We start from the raw sequence: 20,867 nt of genomic DNA, 5'->3' as shown, positions 1-20,867 counted from the left end.
TTTATCACAATCAATTTAAGACAGATTAAAAAAAGCTAGCAAAATTTTAACCTTTAGTTAAAATATAAACACATCTTTTAGCTCATTGGTTATGAATTAATTAAACAGTATAATAAACATTTAATTAAAACTCTTAACCTTTGAGTAACGAGCAGGTCCATATTGATTACAAATGCTTAAAGATTCATTGATTTTGATTTTTAAAAATTGCTGGATGGGACTTTTACTTTTGCCGCAACTAAAAAATCATAACTAATGAAAACAAAATATTTACTCTTATCTGCCTCGTTATTAACCTTATTAGTAAGCTGTAATAATGATGATGACAACGCAACAAATGGTGCTCAAGGAAAGGATATTGTGTTACAATCCCACTCCACAACACCTAACTTTCTTAAGACAACATCTTCTTTTAGTAATGTAGATGTCTATCCTATTCTCTCTAGTGCAGATCAATTACCAGACACTCCTAATTTTATCTATGGATCAATGGCAGACGGAGCTGGATTAATGTACAATCAACAAGATGATAATTTTATGTTGATTAATAACATTGAAGCAGATTATTCAATCGCTCGTATCACATTAGATAAAACGTTTAAGCCTGTTGCAGGAGAATATATTCTTAATTCAGATGCCACTGCCGCTACAGCACAATGTTCAGGTTCTTTAATTACACCAGAAGAGCATGGTTTTGGCCCGTTATATTTATCTGGTGGTGAATGGGGTGGCGCATCAAAAGGTGTTTTTGTTACTGAACCTTTCAAGCCTAGTTCTTCTCGTACTACTCCAGAGATTCTTACAGCAATGGGACAATGGAGTACAGAAAATGCTGTCGCTATAGGAAAGGATGCTTATGATGATAAAACAGTAGTTTTTATAGGTGATGATCATTCAGATAACAGCACTCCATCAGGCCAACTTGGTATGTATGTAGGTGATCGTGGTGATTTATATAGTGGTAAACTTTATGGATTAAAAGTAAATACCGCTGGAATCAACTTTGAAGTAGACATGGTAGAAGGGCAAACTTATGATGCAGAGTTTGTAGAACTGAATCAAAGAAATATCGATTTACTTGACGCTGAAGCTAAACAGAAAGGCGTTATGGGATTCTCTAGATTGGAAGACATCGACTGGAGAAGAGGTAGCGACGACAATCAAAGAGAAATATATTTTGCAGTTACAGGACGCCTTAAAGCTGATCTAGTAGGTAAAGGATCTCTTTATGGTAGAATTTATAAAGTAGAACTTAATGAAAATGACCCTACAGGTCCTGCAAAAATCACTTGTGTATTAGATGGTGATAAGCAAGGCGGAAAAGCATGGGGTTTCCATAGTCCAGACAACATTTTAGTAACAGAAAACTATGCTTATATCCAAGAGGATCCTAATGGATACTTTGATGATGCTGCAAGAACACACTATGCTAGATTATATCAATACAATTTAAATACTGGCGAATTAAAAACAGTGTTAGAATGTGATCAAGTAGCTGCTGCTGCTGCAGGAATAGGTACTGAAAACAGCATTTGGGAAATCACTGGTATGATTGACATATCAGAAACTATAGGTGTGGACAATACCTTTTTAGTGATGACTCAAAATCACGGATGGGAACCTGCAGACGGTAGTGCTTTCACAGATCCAACTGCAGTATCTGATGTAGCTTCTAGTCGTAAAGAAGGTAGTATGATGTATGTAATTTCGGGATTAGAAAGATAATATGAAAGGAATAAAAATGTTTTTAAATAAGGCCTGTATCATAGCAGGTCTTATTTTTTTATTGACCTCTTGTAATCAGAATAAGGATTATAGAATTAGTGAGCCTGTTAATCAAAATCAAGCCTTACAGGATCTTTATATCAATGACATTAATGAATGTAAATTCTTTACTGCACAACTGTCCGTATCAAAAAACAGAGATTCGCTAGAATTTTATTTCTTAAAAGCTAGAAACTCCTTTAAAAAAGTTGAGCCCATATTGTCGTTTCATGATATCAACAACTATAATTTTTTAAACGCTCCTAATATTCTTAAAGTAGAAGAAGAAGACCTTACAGATATTAAAATTAATAACCCGCAAAGTTTTCAAACACTTGAAGAGTTAATATTCACAGATCAATTAGATGTAGAATCCATTCACAAAACATCTAATATCATTGCATCCCGATTAGAATTACTGAGTAAAAACTCAGATTTAAGTTATTATCAACCCTACCATATTTTATGGATGGTTCGTAAACAAATTTTACGTACCGCTACAACCGGTGTCACTGGCTTTGACTCTCCAGTCTTAGAAAATAGTTTAGACGATGCTGTTACCGCTTTTGCGAAAACCGAACAAATACTATCGCTATACTCCTCAAAATTTAAGGAGTTACCACTAGAAAATCGTTGGCATACTCATTTTCAAAAGGCCAAAACCTTTCTACAGTCAACAGATTTTAATCATTTTAATAGGTATGAATTCATTACTAATCATATCGATCCAATCTTGAAATTATGGACTGCTACGGCAAAAGATTGGAAAGTGGATTTCCCTATGGAACTTGCCATTAAAAATGAGGCCACTAGTCTATTTTCTAATGAAACTTTATCCTTAGAATATTTTGCTAAAACAACTCAATTATCCTCAAACGATCGTCAAGTTGCACTAGGTAAACAATTATTTAATGATTCTAACCTATCTTCAACTAAATCGATAAGCTGTGCTACCTGTCATATAGAGCAATTAGCTTTTACAGATGGCATATCAAAACCTATAGGATTAACTCGCAATAGCCCTACATTAACTTACAGTGCTTATCAGCAAGGCTTTTTTTATGATAAAAGAGCTGGTAGTTTAGAAGGGCAAATTGTATCTGTTATCAATAACAGCAATGAATTTCATTCTGATTTAAAAAGTTTCACAAAAGCCATTGAAACAGACTCTAGCTACGTAAATCAATTTAAGACCGCTTACAATGTAACTATCAATCAACAAACCGTCAGAAAGGCCATTGCAGACTATGTAAGATCACTGAATGAATGGGATTCTAAATGGGATAAAAACATAAGAGGTGAACAAAATGATTTAACAGCGTCAGAGATCAATGGATTCAATCTTTTCAATGGTAAAGCAAAATGTGCTACATGTCATTTTGCACCGGTTTTTAATGGTACCGTGCCACCAGATTATATGGACACAGAAATGGAACATTTAGGTGTCCCAGAGTCTCCTGTGGTTTCTAATGGTCGTATCGATCCAGACTTGGGAAGGTATGACGTTTTTAAAACAGAAAATAGAAAACACTTTTTTAAGACTCCTACCATACGTAATATTGAACTAACAGCTCCATATATGCATAATGGTGTGTATCAAACTTTAGAAGAAGTTGTTGATTTTTATAACCGTGGTGGTGGTTATGGAATTGGTATTATTGATCAAGAATATCAAACACTACCTACTGAACCATTAAACTTATCACAAGAAGAGATGGATGACATCATTAATTTTATGAAGACGCTTACTGATGCTCGGTTTATCGATTAGTTTATAATTATTTAAGGTAAATCATTGACAAAGTTAGCTAGTGCTTTACCTACTTGATTAGGGTAACCGTAAATAGGAGCTGCCTCGCAAATATGGATATATCGAGGCATCTCATCGCTTACTTCTAGTATTTCTTTAACCGTTTTGCGCAATCTTTCTATTGAAAACCCAATAGGAGATTGTGCACTAGACGGAAAATTAGCAACCACATCCATATCTATTTCAAGACCATAATTAGTAGAATCTATATGATCTATGGCTAGCTGTACATCTTCGGCTATATTAGTGTAATCATACTGGTATGCTGTGTAGGACAGTCTCAAATCATCGTGTAAAATTTCTCGCATCGATTTACTCAAGTAATTCTCTTGTAAACCGATCATAAAATAATTTCGCAAATAACCGTGTTCTAATGCATGAGAAAAGCCATTACCGCTGTGTCTTCCATTAGCAACTCTTAAATCGGTATGTGCATCGATGTTAATGACATCTATACCATTAAAAGCTTTTAATATAGGGTAACAGTTATTGTGTCCACCGCCTATTACGACAGGTAATTTCCCTAAGCCTTTTATCTCTTTTACAATAGTTGAGACGCGTTGATCTATGATTTGAACTGCCTCACTTAGTTGAATTCTTTCTTTGTGATTATTTGCATTGAGTGATTGACACTCATCCATTAAATCATTTAAGATCACATGGCCTAAAACACAAAAACGATTAGCATCATTATCTGAATGATGTTGCAAATTGAGGAAAGAAGATAAAAAGGCATCCCAAGCCTGTGCGGCTCCTGCCCTACCTAAGTTAGCTCGTACACCTATATCTTCTGGGATTCCTATAATGACATAATCTGATGGAGATTGTTTTAATTCAGCTAGACTAGTACAACAATCTACAGCTTGCGCAAATGTGGTTGAATCATCTTCTAGCTCGACACCCGTAAAATCATTGATAGAAGCTCTTTTACTGTTATAAGATAGAAGTTCTTCTCTGGTTAAAAAATGAAAGTGAGTCATCATAAGTGTTACTATTAATTAATCCTCCATGGTGGATTGAGTCTATTATCGCCAGCGTAATAAAGAATGATTAAATTACCGTCCACATCTTTTAATCTAGCTTCTCGCCATAACCATGGTTGGTTTTTAGGTTTCATGTAAAACTCTATTCCTAATTCAATTAGATCTTCAACTTTCTGATCAAGGTCTTCACATTCAAAATAAACATAAATACCTTCACCTTTAGGCAATTCATCCGTTAGATGAATAGAAAAAGTTGACTTACCATCTGGACATTCAAATCTTGCATAATGTGGTAAAGACTTAACAATAAGTTTTAATCCTAACTTTTCATAAAAAGGAATAGATCTTTCTAAATCTAACGACGGAACAGTGACCTGATTTAAATTCATCTTTAATCCTGTATGTGATGCCCATTTACTAATACCCTATCAATAATTGAGTGACCAAAATGATATGGAACTGCTGCAATCGAATCTATATCTTTAAAAAATAATAAATGAGCTTTTTTACCTCTAGAGATACTACCTACCTCATCTTGTAATCCCATTGCGTGTGCTGCATTAACAGTCATTGCATTAAATGCACGTTGAGGCGTCATTTTCATTTTTATACATGCAAGAGAAAACACAAAATTCATGTTCCCAGATGGTGTACTACCTGGGTTATAATCTGTTGCTAATGCTACAGCTATATTTTTTTCAATCATCTCATTAACCGGTGCATAATCCAGTCCTAAGAAAAAAGAACAGCTAGGTAATGCTGTCGCGATTGTATTTGAATCAGCAAGGGATTCATAATCTGCAGTCGTCATTACTTCTAGATGGTCTACACTTACCGCACCAGCTTTAACAGCAGCGTCTATCGCTCCTATCGCATTAAATTGATTCAAATGTACTTTGGCCTTCAATCCATATGCACTACCAGCTTCAATGACTCGCAACATTTCATCGACTGTAAAGTAGTTTTTTTCACAAAAGACATCGATATAATCAGCTAGATTTTCTTCACCTATCACAGGTAACATTTCATTAACGATCAAATCTAAATATGCTTTTCTATCATCCTTAAATGCCAGAGGTATGGCGTGAGCTCCTAAAAACGTTGCTTTTATAGGAATATAATTTTCAATTTTCAACCTTTTTACGACACGCAATATTTTAATCTCACTTTCCACACTTAAGCCATATCCACTTTTAATTTCTATGGCTGTTGTTCCCATAGCTATCAATTGCTTAAGACGATCCTGAGCTTGTAAATAAAGTTCATCCTCACTCATATCAGCCAGTTTTGCAGCGCTGTTAAGTATGCCACCACCACGTGCAGCAATTTCTTCATAAGATAGTCCATGAATACGATCTTCAAACTCTTTTTCACGAGTCGCAGCAAATACTAGATGTGTATGAGAATCCACATAACCAGGCGCGATAATTTGATTTTCACAATTGTATACTTCTTCTGCAGGATGAGGATGCAAATCATCCATCGATCCATAGTCTACAATACGACCATCTTCAACATATAAATATGCATTTTTTATAGACGGCAGCTCATCCATGGCAGTACCTCTTAAAGGCTCATTAGTATGCTCTCGCACTTGAACCAATTCTTTGATGTAAGTAAATAATATAGACATAGTGTGAAGATAGTATTTTTAATAAGCTCTTTAAAACCTATGTACAAAGGTGGTAAAACTTGAGAAAATCTTAACACAATTATTCGGTAACTTGGACTGCTTAAAAAAACAGATATGAGCTCAAAAAAAAGACCCGTTAATACTATTTGTGTTCACGCAGGAAATTTAGAAGATGAAAAATATGGTGGCGCTACATCACCTATTTATACTTCAACTGCTTACGATTATCGTAGCGAAGGCACTAATCTATATCCACGATACTTCAATACACCTAATCAAGTTGCCTTAGGTCAGAAGATAGCTGAACTAGAAAACTGTGAGGCTGGACTCATTTTCGGTAGTGGTATGGCAGCCATCAGCGCTGTGTTTATGGCGTTCTTAAAAACGGGCGATCATATTATTTTACAACGTGCGATCTATGGTGGCACCTCTCATTTTGTAGATGCTGAATTTTCAAATTTAGGTATTGAATATTCGTTTGTAGAACAAATTAATAGTGAATCACTTAAAGATCATCTCAAAGAAAATACTAAGATGATTTACATAGAAACTCCTAGCAATCCACTATTAGAAGTAGTAGATATGACTGTGGTTTCCGCTTTCGCGAAAGCGAACTCTCTAATAAGCGTTATCGATAATACATTTGCCTCTCCTATTAATCAGAATCCTGCAGATTTTGGTATCGATATCATTATTCATAGTGCGACAAAATATCTAGGTGGTCACAGCGATATTTGTGCTGGTACCGTAAGTAGTTCCCAAAAACACATGGATCAAATATGGAAAACTGCAAAAAATTATGGTGGTAGTTTAAGTGATCAAACCGTGTGGCTATTAGAACGCAGTATAAAAACACTAGGTCTAAGAGTTAAGAGACAAACTCGCAACGCAAAAAAACTAGCTCGCTTTCTAGAGAAACATCCATCCATTAAAAAAGTGAATTATCCAGGTCTAAAATCGCATCCGGATTATAAAATTGCCAAAGCGCAAATGCATGGATATGGTGGTATGATGTCATTTGAATTTAAAGAATCGATTAATCACAATCGTTTTCTAGAAGAATTACAAATCGTTAAAGTAGCTTTAAGTCTGGCTGGTGTAGAAAGTACTATTCTCGCTCCTACCGAGACATCACATTCTTTATTAACACCACAACAACGCAAGGATCAAGGAATCACAGATCAGTTATTACGCTTTTCTGTAGGTATTGAAGAAGTAAGTAGTCTTATAGAGGATATTGAGCGCGCCATGGAGAAAAGCCGTAAAATTGCAAAATGATGAATAACTTAAAACTTGACATACTCGCTATAGGCGCACATCCAGATGATGTAGAATTGAGCTGTGCAGGCGTTCTAGCAAAAGAAGCTGCCAATGGTAAGATTACAGGAATACTGGATCTTACACGTGGTGAATTAGGCACGCGTGGAACTGCGGACATACGTGATCAAGAAGCAGCAGCAGCAGCAAAAATATTAGGTGTATCGGTGAGAGAAAACCTAGGTTTCCGAGATGGCTTTTTTATAAATGATGAACAGCACCAGTTAGAGATTATTAAAATTATAAGAAAGTACAAACCCGAAATTGTGTTGTGTAATGCCATTTATGATCGCCATCCAGATCATGGAATGGGATCTGAACTGACAAGTAAGAGCTGTTTTTTATCGGGACTACGTAAAATCGAAACAAAACTAGAAGGACAAATTCAAGAAGCCTGGAGACCTAAACACGTGTATCATTATATACAATGGCAAGATATGGAACCAGATATCCTGATCGATATAACGGGTCATCTAGACACAAAAATAAAATCTGTAGCAGCTTATAGCTCACAGTTTTACGACCCCAATTCTAAAGAACCTGAGACACCGATAAGTAATAAAAATTTCTTTGATTCTATAAAATATAGAGCTGCAAATTTAGGTCGTTATCTAGGTACAGAACACGCCGAAGGATTTAAGTCAGAACGCTATCCAGGAGTAAATAGCATATTTGATCTAAAATAATTTTTATAAAGTGTTTTGAATATTCAGAAATGTATTAAATTTGCATCCGCTTAACGGCGCAGTGGTTGAATTCTTGAGATCCACTTTAATAAAACTCACATTGATATGGTGGTTGTAGCTCAGTTGGTTAGAGCGCTGGTTTGTGGTGCCGGAAGTCGCGGGTTCGAATCCCGTCTTCCACCCTTAAAAGGTCTTAGTTTTACTAAGACCTTTTTTTATGCCTTAATTTTTAATAGTGAAGTACTGATGCGATCTTATAATCTTTAATTTTTTCGCGCCCATTGATAAAGTCTAGTTCTATAACAAAGTTAAAACCTTCTACTTTCCCACCAGCTTTCTGAATGATTTGAGCTGCGGCTATTGCGGTTCCTCCTGTTGCTAGCACATCATCGTGTATCAAAACACAATCACCAGGTGAAATTGCATTTTCCTGTAGCTCTAGTGTATCTGTACCATATTCTAGCTCATACTCTTGTGAAATAATGGCTCCAGGTAATTTACCAGGTTTACGCAACATCACAAATTTTGCATTTAACGCATCTGCTAGTAGCATTCCAAAAAGAAAACCTCTTGATTCAATACCTACTACCACATCAATAGTTTGACCTCTAAAGTCTCTAACGAGTAATTCTGTGGTGATTGATCTCGCTTTCGCGGAAGCGAGTAATGGAGAAATATCCTTAAAAATGATTCCTTCTTTAGGAAAATCTGGGATGTCGTGTATGTGGGATTCTATAAATTCATTATTCATTTTCTAAAAGTAAGAAGTTCCTTTTATTTTATCTTTAAATTTGAGTCAAACATTTCACTATGAGAATTCTTTTTATCGCCATACTGCTTTCCTCATTTCTAGTCCATAGTCAGGATTTAAAAACAGCATCTACTATTAATGAAGTTACCTTATACCTACAAGGTGCTCGTATAGAACGTACTGCTAGTATAGAATTGAAAAAAGGCACCCATGAGATTAAATTAAGTGATTTATCACCTGATATTGATGAGGCCAGTATCAATATTACAGATCTAGATGGAATGAGACTTAACGGACTTTCTTACAGTGCTACTGCATTAGAAAAGAAAGAAACCAGCAATAACATTAAAGCACTAGACGCTCAAATTGCAGAGGTAAAAGATGCGATAGGTAAATTAAATGCACTTAATAGCGGTCTGGACCAAGAGAGATTATTATTAGAAAGCAATCGCAGTCTTAACAGTAAAGATACCGGATTGAGCCTTGCACAGATTAAAGAATTTGGTACTTATTACCGTACCAGATTTGCTGCTATTATTAATGAGCGTAATGCAAATAATGAGGCTATTACTAAAGCCAGCGAGCAACTGAATAAGTTGAATATCGAAAAGCAGAAGCTTAATCCTGAGGCTAATGAGCGTCGAGGAACGATAACCTTAAAAGTCATCACACCATCAACACGTCGCTACTCGATCAACTTTAGTTATAATGTATATAGCGCTGGATGGGTACCTATATATGATATCACGGCACAAGGTACTGATGACAAAATAAATCTCGCTTTTAAAGCCCAAGCTTATCAAGCTACTGGCACAGACTGGAATAATATAAAATTAAAGATATCAACTGGTGATCCTCAAATGGATAACCAAATGCCGCAACTAGAAACAAAACGTCTAGGTTTTGTAAGTAGGAACTACAACGCAAGAGCAACGGGTAGAAGTAACAAAAGATATAATCCATTAGTTAAAACTATCAATGGTAAAGTGACCGATAGTTCTGGCGAACCTGTATTAGGAGCAACGGTATTAATAAAAGGAACCTCTATAGCAACGACTACCGATTTTGATGGTAATTATAGTATTAATGCAGAGGATGGCGAAGTACTAGTGATTAGTTATGCTGGCTATACACCTCAAGAAACACCTATATATGCTTCCAACATCAATGTAACTATGGAAGAGTCATTAGATGCGGTTGTAGTTACAGGCTATAGAACTGTAAAGAAAAGTAGGTTTGACTATGATGCTGAAGAAGTTGAAGTAGATGATTATGTACCAGCTGTAGTTGAAGATATTGATGAGAATATAGCATCGCGCACCTTTAATTTATCACAGCTTTACTCAATACCTAGTACGGGAGAATCTACAGATATAGAAATATCAAATAATAAAGTTGATGCTGCATATGCTTATTATGCTGCTCCTGTAATTAATGAAAATGTATTTCTGACCGCTACTCTTTCTAATTGGGAATCATTGAATTTAATACCTGGAGAGGCAAATGTTTATTTTGAGGATGCATTTATAGGTAAAATATATTTTGACACCGATACCACAAAAGAAGAATTGGTAGTAGGATTAGGTGTTGATCCACAGATAAGTGTTAAGCGCGAAGATAAACGAGATTTCAAGGCAAAATCTTTCTTTGGCAACAACCGTATCGTTTCTAAAAATTATGAGATTACATTAAAAAATAATCGTAATAAAACAGTTACAGTTAAACTGCAAGATCGTGTACCGATAAGTGGTAATAGTGAGATCAAAGTTGATGAAGTAGAAACAGGAACAGCACAAGTCGATAAAGAAACTCAAATTTTAACTTGGGAAATAAATTTAGGTAGTGGTAGTCAGGTTCAAGAGCGTTTTTCTTATCGAGTTAAGTATCCTAAAAGGAGGCGAATAAATCTAGAGTAAAATTTAATTAAATAATTATTGATTCTGCTTTGCTGCAATTGAACAAAAAGTATATATTTGCAGCCGCTAAAGCGTTAAGCTGGACGTGAAACTAGGCCTCGTGGCGCAACTGAATAGCGCACTTGATTACGGCTCAAGAGGTTACAGGTTTGAATCCTGTCGAGGTCACTAGATATAACAAGGGTTTCAAGAAATTGAAACCCTTTTTTATGCCCTAAACTTAAATTTTAAGGATAAAAAATGGGATTATCACAAATTGTAATAATCCCATCTTTAAAGTTACACAGTTACTGTATTAAATAACATAAGTTATCTCCATCCACCACCTAAGGCTTCATATAGATTAACGACTGCTACTAATTGCTGTAATTTACTATCAATAATATTTAACTCTGCTGTTAATGCACTTTCTCTGGCGGTAAGTAAATCAAGATAGTTTGCATAGCCGTTTTTTAATAATTCTTCAGAATTACTTTCGGCTTTACGCAGCGCCTCTACTTCATTAACTCTAAATTCATATTTTTTAGTTTCTGATTCATAGCTAAACAATGCATTTGACACTTCATTACCAGCAATCAACAATGTTTTTTTAAACTCTAAAAGTGATTGTTCTTGTTGCGCAAGAGCAACTTCTTTTTGCGTCTTAAGCTTTCGCTTATTTAAAATTGGCTGGGTTAATCCACCTACTATATTTGCGAATAGAGAGTTAACACTCAATAATTCATCTAATTGTAAGCTCTGTAAACCTCCAGAAGCCGTAAGCGTTAACGATGGATAGAAACTACTATTAGCAACATTAGTCAACTCAAACGAATTTATTAAACCATATTCGGCAGCCATTACATCTGGTCTATTACGTAATAAAGTAGAAGGAAAACCTAATTTAATATTTTCTTCAATCACCTGGCTTTCTAATGTTGATCTATCAAAATTTTGCGGTCCCTTACCTAACAAAATACTCAAGGTATTTTCAGTTTTAAAAATAGCTGTCTCAATATCCACCTGTAAAGCTCTAGCATTATTAAACTGAGCCACATTTTGATCAACGGCTACTTGAGTTACCTGCCCTGCATCTTTTAACGCCTTTATGGTTTCTACACCACTTTCCCTTGTCTTTATAGTTTGTTTTGTAATTTCTAGTTGCGCATCTAAGGCTAATAAATTATAATATGCACTGGCTATACTAGAAATAAGCTGAGTTTTCACTGCTTGATGACCTGCAACACTTTGCAAATATGCTGCCTGTGTAGCTCGATTATTACTGCTTATTTTACCCCAAATATCTGCTTCCCATGATAAATTTGCTGTAATGTCATAGGTGTTTAGTCCACCACTAAAAATAGAACCAAACTGGCTATTTTCTGAAAATTCCTGACGAGTATAATTGGGTCCTACATTTAAAGTAGGTTGAAATCCTGCTTTTCCTTGTTTTGCATAAGCTTGTGCCGCATTCATTTGTTGAATTGCTATTCGAACGTCCATGTTATTTTCTAAACCTTCTTCAATATAACTTTGAAGAACGGAATCTTTAAACATTGTTTTCCAAGATAAGTCTGCCATGGACAAACTATCTATAGGCAAGTTATCTGTTCTATAAAGCTCTTGCGTCACTTCAGGTAAATCTGGTCTCACATAATCTTGAGCTACAAAACAACTTTGTAGTGTTAATGCAACAACTAATATTAATGCGCCTTTACTAAAGTTTCTATGTTTTATTATTGACTTCATTGTTTTAATCTTCAATAGTTTGTACTGCTGGTTTACCCGAAACTTTTTCTTGTAACCATTGGAATAATATAAATAGGATAGGAATAACAAATACTCCTAGAATAGTACCAATAAGCATTCCGCCTGCTGCTCCAGAACCAATAGAGTTGTTTCCTTCTGACCCAACACCTGAAGCTAAAGCTAAAGGCATTAATCCCAAGATAAAGGCAAACGATGTCATTAAAATTGGACGTAAACGTGACTTAGCACCATCTATCGCTGCATCTACAATGCTCTCACCATTTTTTCTTCGCTGTAAAGCAAACTCAACAATAAGTATGGCATTTTTAGCCAACAAACCAATAAGCATGATTAAGGCAATCTGGAAGTATATATTGTTTTCTAACCCTAAGAATTTAGTACTTATATAGGCACCAAATACACCAAATGGTAATGATAATACTACAGCAAATGGTAGCAAGTAACTTTCGTATTGTGCACTTAATAAAAAGTATACAAATAAGATACTTAATATAAATATGAACGTCGTTTGGTTTCCTGCGTTTATCTCTTCACGTGTTAAACCTGAGTAAGCAACTGTATAATTACTTGGTAGTTTTGCTACCTCTTCCTCAATAACTCTAATAGCATCACCTGTACTATAACCATCGTTAGTAGCACCAGAAATCATGGTAGAATTAAAAAGGTTAAAACGTGTTACCGATTGTGGACCATACACACGCTCTAAGGTTACAAACTGTGTAACAGGCGTCATCTCGCCAGAATCTGTACGCACAAACATACTGTTTAAGGCATTCTCGTCTGCTCTATCTTCCGGTAATGCTTGAATGTATACCCTATATTGTTTTCCGAATCTAGAAAAATCAGATGCATAAATTCCACCTATATATCCTTGTAATGTTGAAAATATACTACTTACAGATACGCCTTTTTCTTTTGCTAACGGTACATTAACTTCCATTTCATATTGCGGATAATTAGTACTAAAAGAAGATTGAGCATATTTAATTTCTGGGTGACTCATTAAAGCCATAGAAAAGTCTTTATTGGCTTGATCTAAATCTGTAAACTCACCACCAAATTTATCTAATAAATTGATTTCGAAACCTGATGAGTTACCAAAACCACGTATACTTGGAGGTGAAAAGAATATAATATTGGCATCAGGTATTCCTGCTGCTACACCAAATAATTTTCCTGTAATAGCTTGTGCAGATAATGACTCGTCTTCACGTTCATCCCAATTTTTAAGTTTTATAATACCAAAACTATAATTACTACCAGCACCACTTATTAAACTTCTACCTTTAATAAAGTTTACAGCTTCAATACCTTCTATACCTTCAATTTGAGCATATAATTTTCTTGAAACAGCATCTGTTCTATCCAATGATGCTCCTGGAGGTAATTCAATGTTTGCAAAAACAATTCCTCTATCTTCATTAGGTACAAAACCTGTTGGAGTTGTCATTGAAGCCCAATAAATACCAATACCTGCAATAATTAATAGTAATACTGAAACAAATTTTCTTTTATATAAAAACTGTAATGATTTACCGTATCTATCAATGGTTGCATTAAATCCACGATTGAATAAGGTATAAAAACGTTTTAATGGTCCTTTTCCTTTGAGCTCTTCATCTTCTTTATGTTCTTTTAATAATAAAGCACATAATGCAGGACTTAAGGTTAATGCATTTACTGCCGAAATTAAAATGGCAATAATTAACGTAACACCAAATTGCTCATAAAAAACACCTGTTGGTCCAGTAATAAACGTTACTGGAATAAATACCGCTGCCATTACCAAAGTAATTGAAATTATGGCTCCAGAAATTTCATTCATTGCGGTTAATGTTGCCTCTTTCGGGTTATGTTCTCCTGCGTCCATTTTAGCATGAACAGCTTCCACAACAACAATAGCATCATCTACTACAATACCAATAGCAAGTACTAAGGCAAATAATGTAAGTAAGTTAATAGAATAGCCAAAAACATTTAAGAAGAAGAAGGTACCTATAATAGATACTGGTACTGCAATTGCAGGAATCAATGTAGAACGGAAATCTTGTAAAAAGATAAATACTACTAAGAATACCAGTAAAAAGGCTTCTAATAATGTGCTAATTACTTTTTCTATTGAAGCGTTTAAGAATAAACTAGTATCGTATGGTACAAAAATGTCTAAACCTTCAGGAAGATCTGCTTTTACATCTTCTAAAGTCACTTTAATATTTTCAATAATTTCTTGTGCGTTAGATCCTTTAGTCTGGAAAATTCCCATAAAAACTGCTGGATTCCCCATACTCATGGCATTAGATGAGTATGATTGAGCATCTAACTCTATAGTTGCCACATCTTTTAAGCGTAAAAACTCTCCGTTTCCTAAAGCTTTAATTACAATATCGCTGTATTGCGCTTCGTCTTTAAAACGACCACTATAGGTTAATGTATATGAAAATGATTCACCATTATTTTCACCTAAAGAACCTGCTGCTGCTTCTAAATTTTGCTCTGCCAAAGCTGCAGTAATATCTGAAGGTATTAAATTATAAGACGCTAATTTTTCTGGATTTAACCAAACACGCATAGCGTAATCTTGTTGTGAAAATACACTAACATCACCAACACCACTAATACGTTGCATTGCTGGAATTACATTAATTTTTAAGTAATTCTGAATAAATGTAGCATCGTAGTTATCGTTCTCAGAATACATAGAAATAAACATCAAAGCACTGGTTTCCTGCTTTTGTGTTACAACTCCTGTTTGTGTTACCTCTGATGGTAATAATGGTGTGGCTCTAGCTACACGGTTTTGGACGTTTACAGCTGCAATATCTGCATCTGTTTCTTGATCAAAATATACCGTAATTTCGGCAGTACCATTGTTTGAAGCTGTAGAGGTAATGTAGGTCATACCTTCTACTCCATTAATTTGCTCCTCGATAGGTACAATAACGCTCTCTAAAACGGTCTCTGCATTTGCACCTGTATAATTTGCAGTTACTTTAATAGTTGGTGGTGCTATATCTGGATATTCCTCTATTGGTAAGGTAGTTATACTAATAACACCTAGCATAACTATGATAATAGAGATTACTGTTGAAAGTACTGGTCTTTCAATAAATGTTTTTAACATGATAAATATGTTTGGTGGTTATCTAATTTCTAAATAATGTAGCTACAGGTATTATAGCCTCTTCAAAAGAAGTTTCTTGAGGCGCAATTGCCATACCGCTTCTTAGTTTTCCTATACCAGATACTACAATCTTGTCGTTTGCTGTTGCACCAGACTCTACAACATATAAGTTATCTACAGTACCTTTTATTTTTAAAATAGAAGTCTCTACTTTATTATTTTCTCCTAATTTGAAAATCATAATATTACCTTGTTGCTCAAAAGTTGCCGTTTGTGGTACAACAATAGCGTCTTTATACTCTATTGGGAATTTGATTTTTCCGCTATTTCCGTTAGTCAAAATTTCGTTTGGATTATCAAAAGCTGCTCTAATTTGAATAGTACCTGTACTTTGGTTAATCTGTCCTGTACTGGTTTGAATACGCCCTTTTTCAGAATACTCCTTACCATTTGCTAACACTAAAGTCAGGTCTGGTGAATTTTTAATACGCTCTGCTTTGTTTTGACCTTCTGAGCGTTGTAAGTGATCAATGTATTGCGCTTCATTAAAACTAAAAAAAGCATAGACTTCGTCTATCTGACTTACTGTTGTGAGTGGTGTTGCATCACTTGGACTAATTAATGCGCCTTCTCTAAAATTAATAGCTCCAACAAAACCATCAATTGGACTTTTAATGGTAGCATAACCAATATTTGCAGTCACACCACTATAATTAGCTTTTGCTTGCGCTAAATTTGCTTTTGCTGTTTCTAACTGTACTGGACTAATAATGTTTTTTTCTACTAAAGGAATTAGTTTATCAACCTCTACCTGTGCGACATTAACGCGTGCTTTTGCTGCTCCTGCATCTTGACTTAACGATTGTGTTTCTAATTTAAAAAGCACTTGTCCTTTACGCACTTTTTGACCTTCGTCTACATATACTTTTTCTATGTATCCAGATGTTTTGGCTCTTACATCACTATTCACTTTGCCTTCAATAGTTGTTGGATACTCTGTATAACCCGTAACGGTTTTGGTTTGTAATCGAGTAACAGGAAATGGTAAAGCTTGTTGCTCTTTTGCAGCAGCTGCTTGTTCATTGTTATCTCCACAACTGGTGATAACGAACAATAAAGCCATCATTACTAATTTATAAACTATACTATTATTCATCACTTTTTACCTTTAGATATTGATTTGATTATTTGATATTTTACTTTTTAATTCTAAAATAGACGCTGTAGCATCGTCTATGTATTTTATATAATCTGTGTGAAAATTGAGATCAAATTTTTCTTCTTCATTCTCAATTTTGCTATTATTAATAACCTCTTTATAGTTCTTAATTTCTACATGTATGGCTCTTTCATCATCCCAATGACTCACCATTTTATCCATATGCTGAATTATGATATCTTTTTTTATGATAAAATACTTTTTACGATCTCCAACTTTAGTGAAGTATTGAATCTTATTTAAATCTTGTAAATGATTAAGATGTGTAGATATAGTGCTTTTACTTGCACATAGAATTGTCACTAGATCTTCAAACGTACTTCCTTTTTTTCCAGTAAGTATGATATATGATAAAATCCGAGCTGCAACAGGCGCAAGCTGTTCCCTATTTTCTAAATGAACACCTAATTTTTCAACAAGCGCCATTTTTTCCTTGCAAATCGAATCTTTCATTTCTATTTAAATTAGCCTATTATCATTATTTAATCATGCAAATATATAACTAGTTCGGAACCAACCGAACTAAACGAAGTTAAATATTGTTAAAGAAATTTCTTTTCAATTCACAGATATACAATCTTCAAAATTGAAGATTGTAATTATCAAATTAATACTGTTCATATAGCAATACTGACAATATGATATCGTCCTAAGTCAGTAAAACCAATGAATTGGGATGTTTTTTCCCCTAATACTGTACTATCTATGATTAATTTGAAAATAAAAAATCAACTATTTAAGGTAATTTCATATTCTAAATCACTCATATGAAAAAGCTACTTCTTATTCTACTATTAATTTTAAACTTCAGCTGCAGTGAAGAACAAAATAATCCTTCGGATACAGTTGTAAAGAATATAGAAGATTTGCAAAACGCGATTGATAATGCTCAACCTGGTGATGAGATAATTTTATCAAATGGCGTATGGAAAAATTCTCAAATAAAATTTCATGCTACAGGAACTGAAAAACAACCTATAACCTTGAGAGCAGAAACGCCAGGAGAAGTAACGCTAGAAGGTGAATCTGTTTTAAAAATAAGTGGAGAACACTTAATTGTCAAAGATTTATATTTTAAGAATGGTTACACACCAGATGAAGCTGTTATCATATTCCGCAATAGTCCAGATTCTATAGCATACAACTGCCGCGTTACAGGTACCGTAATAGAAGATTACACTCAACTAGATAGACACAGAAAAGATCATTGGGTAGAGTTTTATGGACAGTATAACGAGCTAGACCATTCTTATATCGCTGGAAAATCAAATGAAGGTCCAACCGTAAAAGTTTATTTAAATGATAATAGACATATTAACAATTATCATAAAATTCATGATAATCATTTCGGGCCACGCCCTAGAAAAGGAGGACCTAAGGCAGAGACTATGCAGTTAGGAGCTAGTATGACTTCTATGACTCCATCTTACACTCAGGTAACTAACAACCTTTTTGAAAAATGTAATGGTGAGGTTGAAATCATATCTAGTAAATCTAATTTTAACAACTTCAGCAACAATGTATTTTTAGAAAGTGAAGGATCTGTAGTCACGCGTCATGGTAATTACGCTACTATCAGTGGTAATTTATTTATTGCAAATGATAATCCATACGTAGGCGGAATTAGAGTCATTAACACTGGTCACTGGATTACTAACAATTATTTTTACGGCTTGAAAGGTCAGGAATTTCGTGCGGCACTTGCAGTGATGAATGGTATCCCTAAATCACCACTAAATAGATACAATCAAGTTACCGATGCTGTAATTGCACACAACAGCTGGATCAACTGCGAGCAACCTATTCACTTTTCTGTAGGTGTAAATCTAGATCAAGCCGAAGTACTACCACCATCAGAAATTAGATCTGCTAGACCTGAAAGAGTCATTTTTGCAAATAATTTTGTTTACAACCAGTCAGCTACCTCTTATCCAATTAAGGCTTACGATAAGATTGACGGTGTTAAGTTTAAAAGTAATCTATATACCACTGCATATGATAATAACACAACAGATTTGGATTATTTCGCTTTCGCGAAAGCGGACTTAAAACCAGCATATGATATCTACTACACTCCTACAACCTATGAAAAGGAATTATACAATGGATTTAACTTTAATGCTATAGAAACAGATGCATTAGGTAAAAACAGAAATCAAGATCAAAATTACATAGGTGCAATTATCCCACCAATTCAAGAAGAACCTGTACAATTAATGACTGATAATTACGGTCCAGAATGGTTTACAGCTGCATCAGGAAATCAAGATATTAAAACACATAAGGTTTCTAACACTAACGAATTAATAGCCGCGATTGAAAATGCAAATTCTGAGGATGTTATCGTTTTAAGTGAAGGTAATTACTTAATCGATAAAACCATACCTCTATCAAAGGAACTTACTATACGTGGAGCAAATGATAAAGCAACAATTCAATTTGATGCCTTAAAAACTGGTTTCTTAATGCAACCTAAAGGAATATTAAGTTTAGAAAATTTAAATATTTTGGGAACGCCAGAACAAGACCTTTTCAATACGCTAGATGAGAATATGTCCATGGCTTATGGAATCCATTTGAAAAATGTTAGTGTTTCTAATTTTAAATCAGTTATAGATGCCTCAAAAAGTTCCTTTGCAGATGAGATTATAGTTAATAATTCTCAATTTAATAATTGTAAAAATGGTTTCTTGCTGGATAAAGAAACTGATGATAAAGGAGATTATAACGTAGAATTCTTAACGGTTACTAATTCTACCTTTGAAAATATATCCAATGAAGTGATTGACTTTTATCGTGGTGGATATGATGAATCAACTATAGGTGGTGTTTTAAATCTGTCTGGTAATACTTTTATGAATTGTGGAAAAACAGATAGCGATGAAATATTAGTGAATACTAGAGGTATCGTTAATGTAACTTTTAAGGACAATACATTTAAAGATAATCACACCAAACTGACAGCGGTCTTATGGGGTGCAAAAGGTCAACAACCTATCAACAACACGATTACCAACTCTGGAGAAATTAAGGTAGTTGAAAACATCGCTCTAAAATTAGTGTACTAACCAGCATATTTTATAAGTATATAAAAAACCTGATAGATAATCTATCAGGTTTTTTTGTTTTGAATATTTGGCTAATTCAAAGACTAACTAAATGCTAGTCCACCATTAATATCAATATTAGTACCAGTAATATAAGCACTCTTATCAGTGGCTAGATAAACAACTAGGTCTGCAACATCTTCTGCATATCCCTGACGACGTAAAGGCGCCATTCCAGCTACCTTAGTGCGCACCTCATCTGGTGTGAAGTCATCATGAAACTTAGTTGCGATCATACCTGGCGCAACTGCGTTTACACGTATTCCATCAGGACCAAATTCTTTTGCCCAACCTCTAGTAAGAGTCATGATAGCTCCTTTTGCAGCAGCATAAAGAGTAGCACCACCACCACCATCACGACCAGCAAGAGACGATAAGTTAATTATTGAACCACCATCTCCCATTAAAGGCCTAATAGCTTGAGTTACAAAAAAGGTAGATTTATAATTAAGATCTACTAATAGATCAAAGAATTCCTCATCTACTTCTTCTGTTTTCTTTCTTGCTACCAGTCCACCTGTGTTATTTACTAAAATATGCACCTCGCTACCATAAGCAGCTACAGTTGCGTCTTTCAGTTTTTTAACGCCAGCCATTTTAGTTAAATCAGCTTTTACAATTGCACAGGATCCACCAGCTTCCTCAATCATTTTCTTAGTTTCCTCTGCCTGACTAGCACTACTGTTATAATTGATAACAACATTAGCACCTTCGGCAGCGAGTTGTATAGAGATAGAACGCCCTATGTCGCGCGCGCCACCAGTTACAACAGCTACTTTACCTTTAAGTTTACTCATTTTATTATGACTAT

At 34.7% G+C, this 20,867-nt stretch carries 15 protein-coding genes and 2 tRNA genes; 8 read left to right on the top strand and 9 right to left on the bottom strand.

Features of this window, described 5'->3' with window-relative positions:
- Positions 1–255: 255 nt before the first annotated feature.
- Together IL45_RS12225 and IL45_RS12220 are read left to right on the top strand one after the other, a co-directional pair.
- Positions 256–1,725, top strand: coding sequence for an alkaline phosphatase PhoX (locus tag IL45_RS12225; RefSeq protein ID WP_036584351.1), 1,470 nt, complete (start codon positions 256–258; stop codon positions 1,723–1,725).
- 1 nt (position 1,726) lies between these two features.
- Complete coding sequence (locus IL45_RS12220) at positions 1,727–3,535, top strand: cytochrome-c peroxidase (RefSeq protein ID WP_036584349.1); 1,809 nt, start codon at positions 1,727–1,729, stop codon at positions 3,533–3,535.
- Positions 3,536–3,546: 11 nt separating this feature from the next.
- On the opposite strand, the gene IL45_RS12215 is transcribed toward IL45_RS12220, so the two are convergent.
- The 3 genes from IL45_RS12215 to hutI are packed head-to-tail and all read right to left on the bottom strand — an operon-like array spanning position 3,547 to position 6,190.
- Positions 3,547–4,557 carry a formimidoylglutamase gene (locus tag IL45_RS12215; protein WP_211295323.1) on the bottom strand — a complete coding sequence of 337 codons (1,011 nt, stop codon included), beginning with the start codon at positions 4,555–4,557 and terminating at the stop codon, positions 3,547–3,549.
- 11 nt (positions 4,558–4,568) lie between these two features.
- Positions 4,569–4,946 carry a VOC family protein gene (locus IL45_RS12210; RefSeq protein WP_036584345.1) on the bottom strand — a complete coding sequence of 126 codons (378 nt, stop codon included), beginning with the start codon at positions 4,944–4,946 and terminating at the stop codon, positions 4,569–4,571.
- Positions 4,947–4,948: 2 nt separating this feature from the next.
- Positions 4,949–6,190 (bottom strand): imidazolonepropionase, encoded by a 1,242-nt coding sequence (hutI, locus tag IL45_RS12205; RefSeq protein ID WP_036584343.1) that lies wholly within the window; start codon positions 6,188–6,190, stop codon positions 4,949–4,951.
- A 114-nt stretch (positions 6,191–6,304) separates the two neighbouring features.
- On the opposite strand from hutI, the gene IL45_RS12200 reads away from it, so the two are divergent.
- From IL45_RS12200 to IL45_RS12190, 3 genes are all read left to right on the top strand, one after another.
- On the top strand, positions 6,305–7,468 hold the full coding sequence (locus IL45_RS12200; RefSeq protein ID WP_036584341.1) for a trans-sulfuration enzyme family protein: 1,164 nt from the start codon (positions 6,305–6,307) through the stop codon (positions 7,466–7,468).
- The gene (gene bshB1 / locus IL45_RS12195; RefSeq protein WP_036585357.1) at positions 7,468–8,193 is read left to right on the top strand and encodes a bacillithiol biosynthesis deacetylase BshB1; all 726 of its coding nucleotides are present in this window, start codon (positions 7,468–7,470) and stop codon (positions 8,191–8,193) included. The genes IL45_RS12200 and bshB1 overlap by 1 nt, the downstream gene beginning before the upstream one ends.
- A 107-nt stretch (positions 8,194–8,300) precedes the next feature.
- Positions 8,301–8,376, top strand: a tRNA-His gene (locus IL45_RS12190).
- A 46-nt stretch (positions 8,377–8,422) separates the two neighbouring features.
- Here the strand turns inward: IL45_RS12190 and IL45_RS12185 are convergent.
- Positions 8,423–8,944, bottom strand: a complete 522-nt coding sequence (locus IL45_RS12185) for an adenine phosphoribosyltransferase (protein WP_036584339.1) — start codon at positions 8,942–8,944, stop codon at positions 8,423–8,425.
- Positions 8,945–9,003: 59 nt separating this feature from the next.
- Here IL45_RS12185 and IL45_RS12180 point away from each other — a divergent pair, with 59 nt between their 5' ends.
- On the top strand, positions 9,004–10,860 hold the full coding sequence (locus IL45_RS12180; protein ID WP_036584336.1) for a DUF4139 domain-containing protein: 1,857 nt from the start codon (positions 9,004–9,006) through the stop codon (positions 10,858–10,860).
- A 94-nt stretch (positions 10,861–10,954) separates the two neighbouring features.
- Positions 10,955–11,028 (top strand) — tRNA-Arg (locus IL45_RS12175).
- Positions 11,029–11,169: 141 nt separating this feature from the next.
- Here the strand turns inward: IL45_RS12175 and IL45_RS12170 are convergent.
- The 4 genes from IL45_RS12170 to IL45_RS12155 are packed head-to-tail and all read right to left on the bottom strand — an operon-like array spanning position 11,170 to position 17,402.
- Positions 11,170–12,588 carry an efflux transporter outer membrane subunit gene (locus tag IL45_RS12170; protein WP_036584334.1) on the bottom strand — a complete coding sequence of 473 codons (1,419 nt, stop codon included), beginning with the start codon at positions 12,586–12,588 and terminating at the stop codon, positions 11,170–11,172.
- 4 nt (positions 12,589–12,592) lie between these two features.
- The gene (locus tag IL45_RS12165) at positions 12,593–15,730 is read right to left on the bottom strand and encodes an efflux RND transporter permease subunit (protein WP_036584332.1); all 3,138 of its coding nucleotides are present in this window, start codon (positions 15,728–15,730) and stop codon (positions 12,593–12,595) included.
- Between the two features lie 22 nt (positions 15,731–15,752).
- Positions 15,753–16,886: an efflux RND transporter periplasmic adaptor subunit gene (locus tag IL45_RS12160; RefSeq protein ID WP_036584329.1), complete on the bottom strand. Its 1,134-nt coding sequence runs from the start codon at positions 16,884–16,886 to the stop codon at positions 15,753–15,755.
- A gap of 12 nt (positions 16,887–16,898) precedes the next feature.
- Positions 16,899–17,402 carry a GbsR/MarR family transcriptional regulator gene (locus IL45_RS12155; protein WP_036584325.1) on the bottom strand — a complete coding sequence of 168 codons (504 nt, stop codon included), beginning with the start codon at positions 17,400–17,402 and terminating at the stop codon, positions 16,899–16,901.
- Between the two features lie 314 nt (positions 17,403–17,716).
- Here IL45_RS12155 and IL45_RS12150 point away from each other — a divergent pair, with 314 nt between their 5' ends.
- Positions 17,717–20,017 (top strand): chondroitinase-B domain-containing protein, encoded by a 2,301-nt coding sequence (locus IL45_RS12150; protein ID WP_036584323.1) that lies wholly within the window; start codon positions 17,717–17,719, stop codon positions 20,015–20,017.
- A gap of 83 nt (positions 20,018–20,100) precedes the next feature.
- Here the strand turns inward: IL45_RS12150 and IL45_RS12145 are convergent, their stop codons facing one another.
- On the bottom strand, positions 20,101–20,853 hold the full coding sequence (locus tag IL45_RS12145; RefSeq protein ID WP_036584320.1) for an SDR family NAD(P)-dependent oxidoreductase: 753 nt from the start codon (positions 20,851–20,853) through the stop codon (positions 20,101–20,103).
- Positions 20,854–20,867: the final 14 nt, after the last annotated feature.

It is taken from the genome of Nonlabens ulvanivorans (assembly GCF_000732625.1).
Taxonomy (GTDB): Bacteria; Bacteroidota; Bacteroidia; order Flavobacteriales; family Flavobacteriaceae; genus Nonlabens; species Nonlabens ulvanivorans.
The sequence above is the reverse complement of the archived record's forward strand: the minus strand, read 5'-3'. Positions and strand labels throughout refer to the sequence as shown.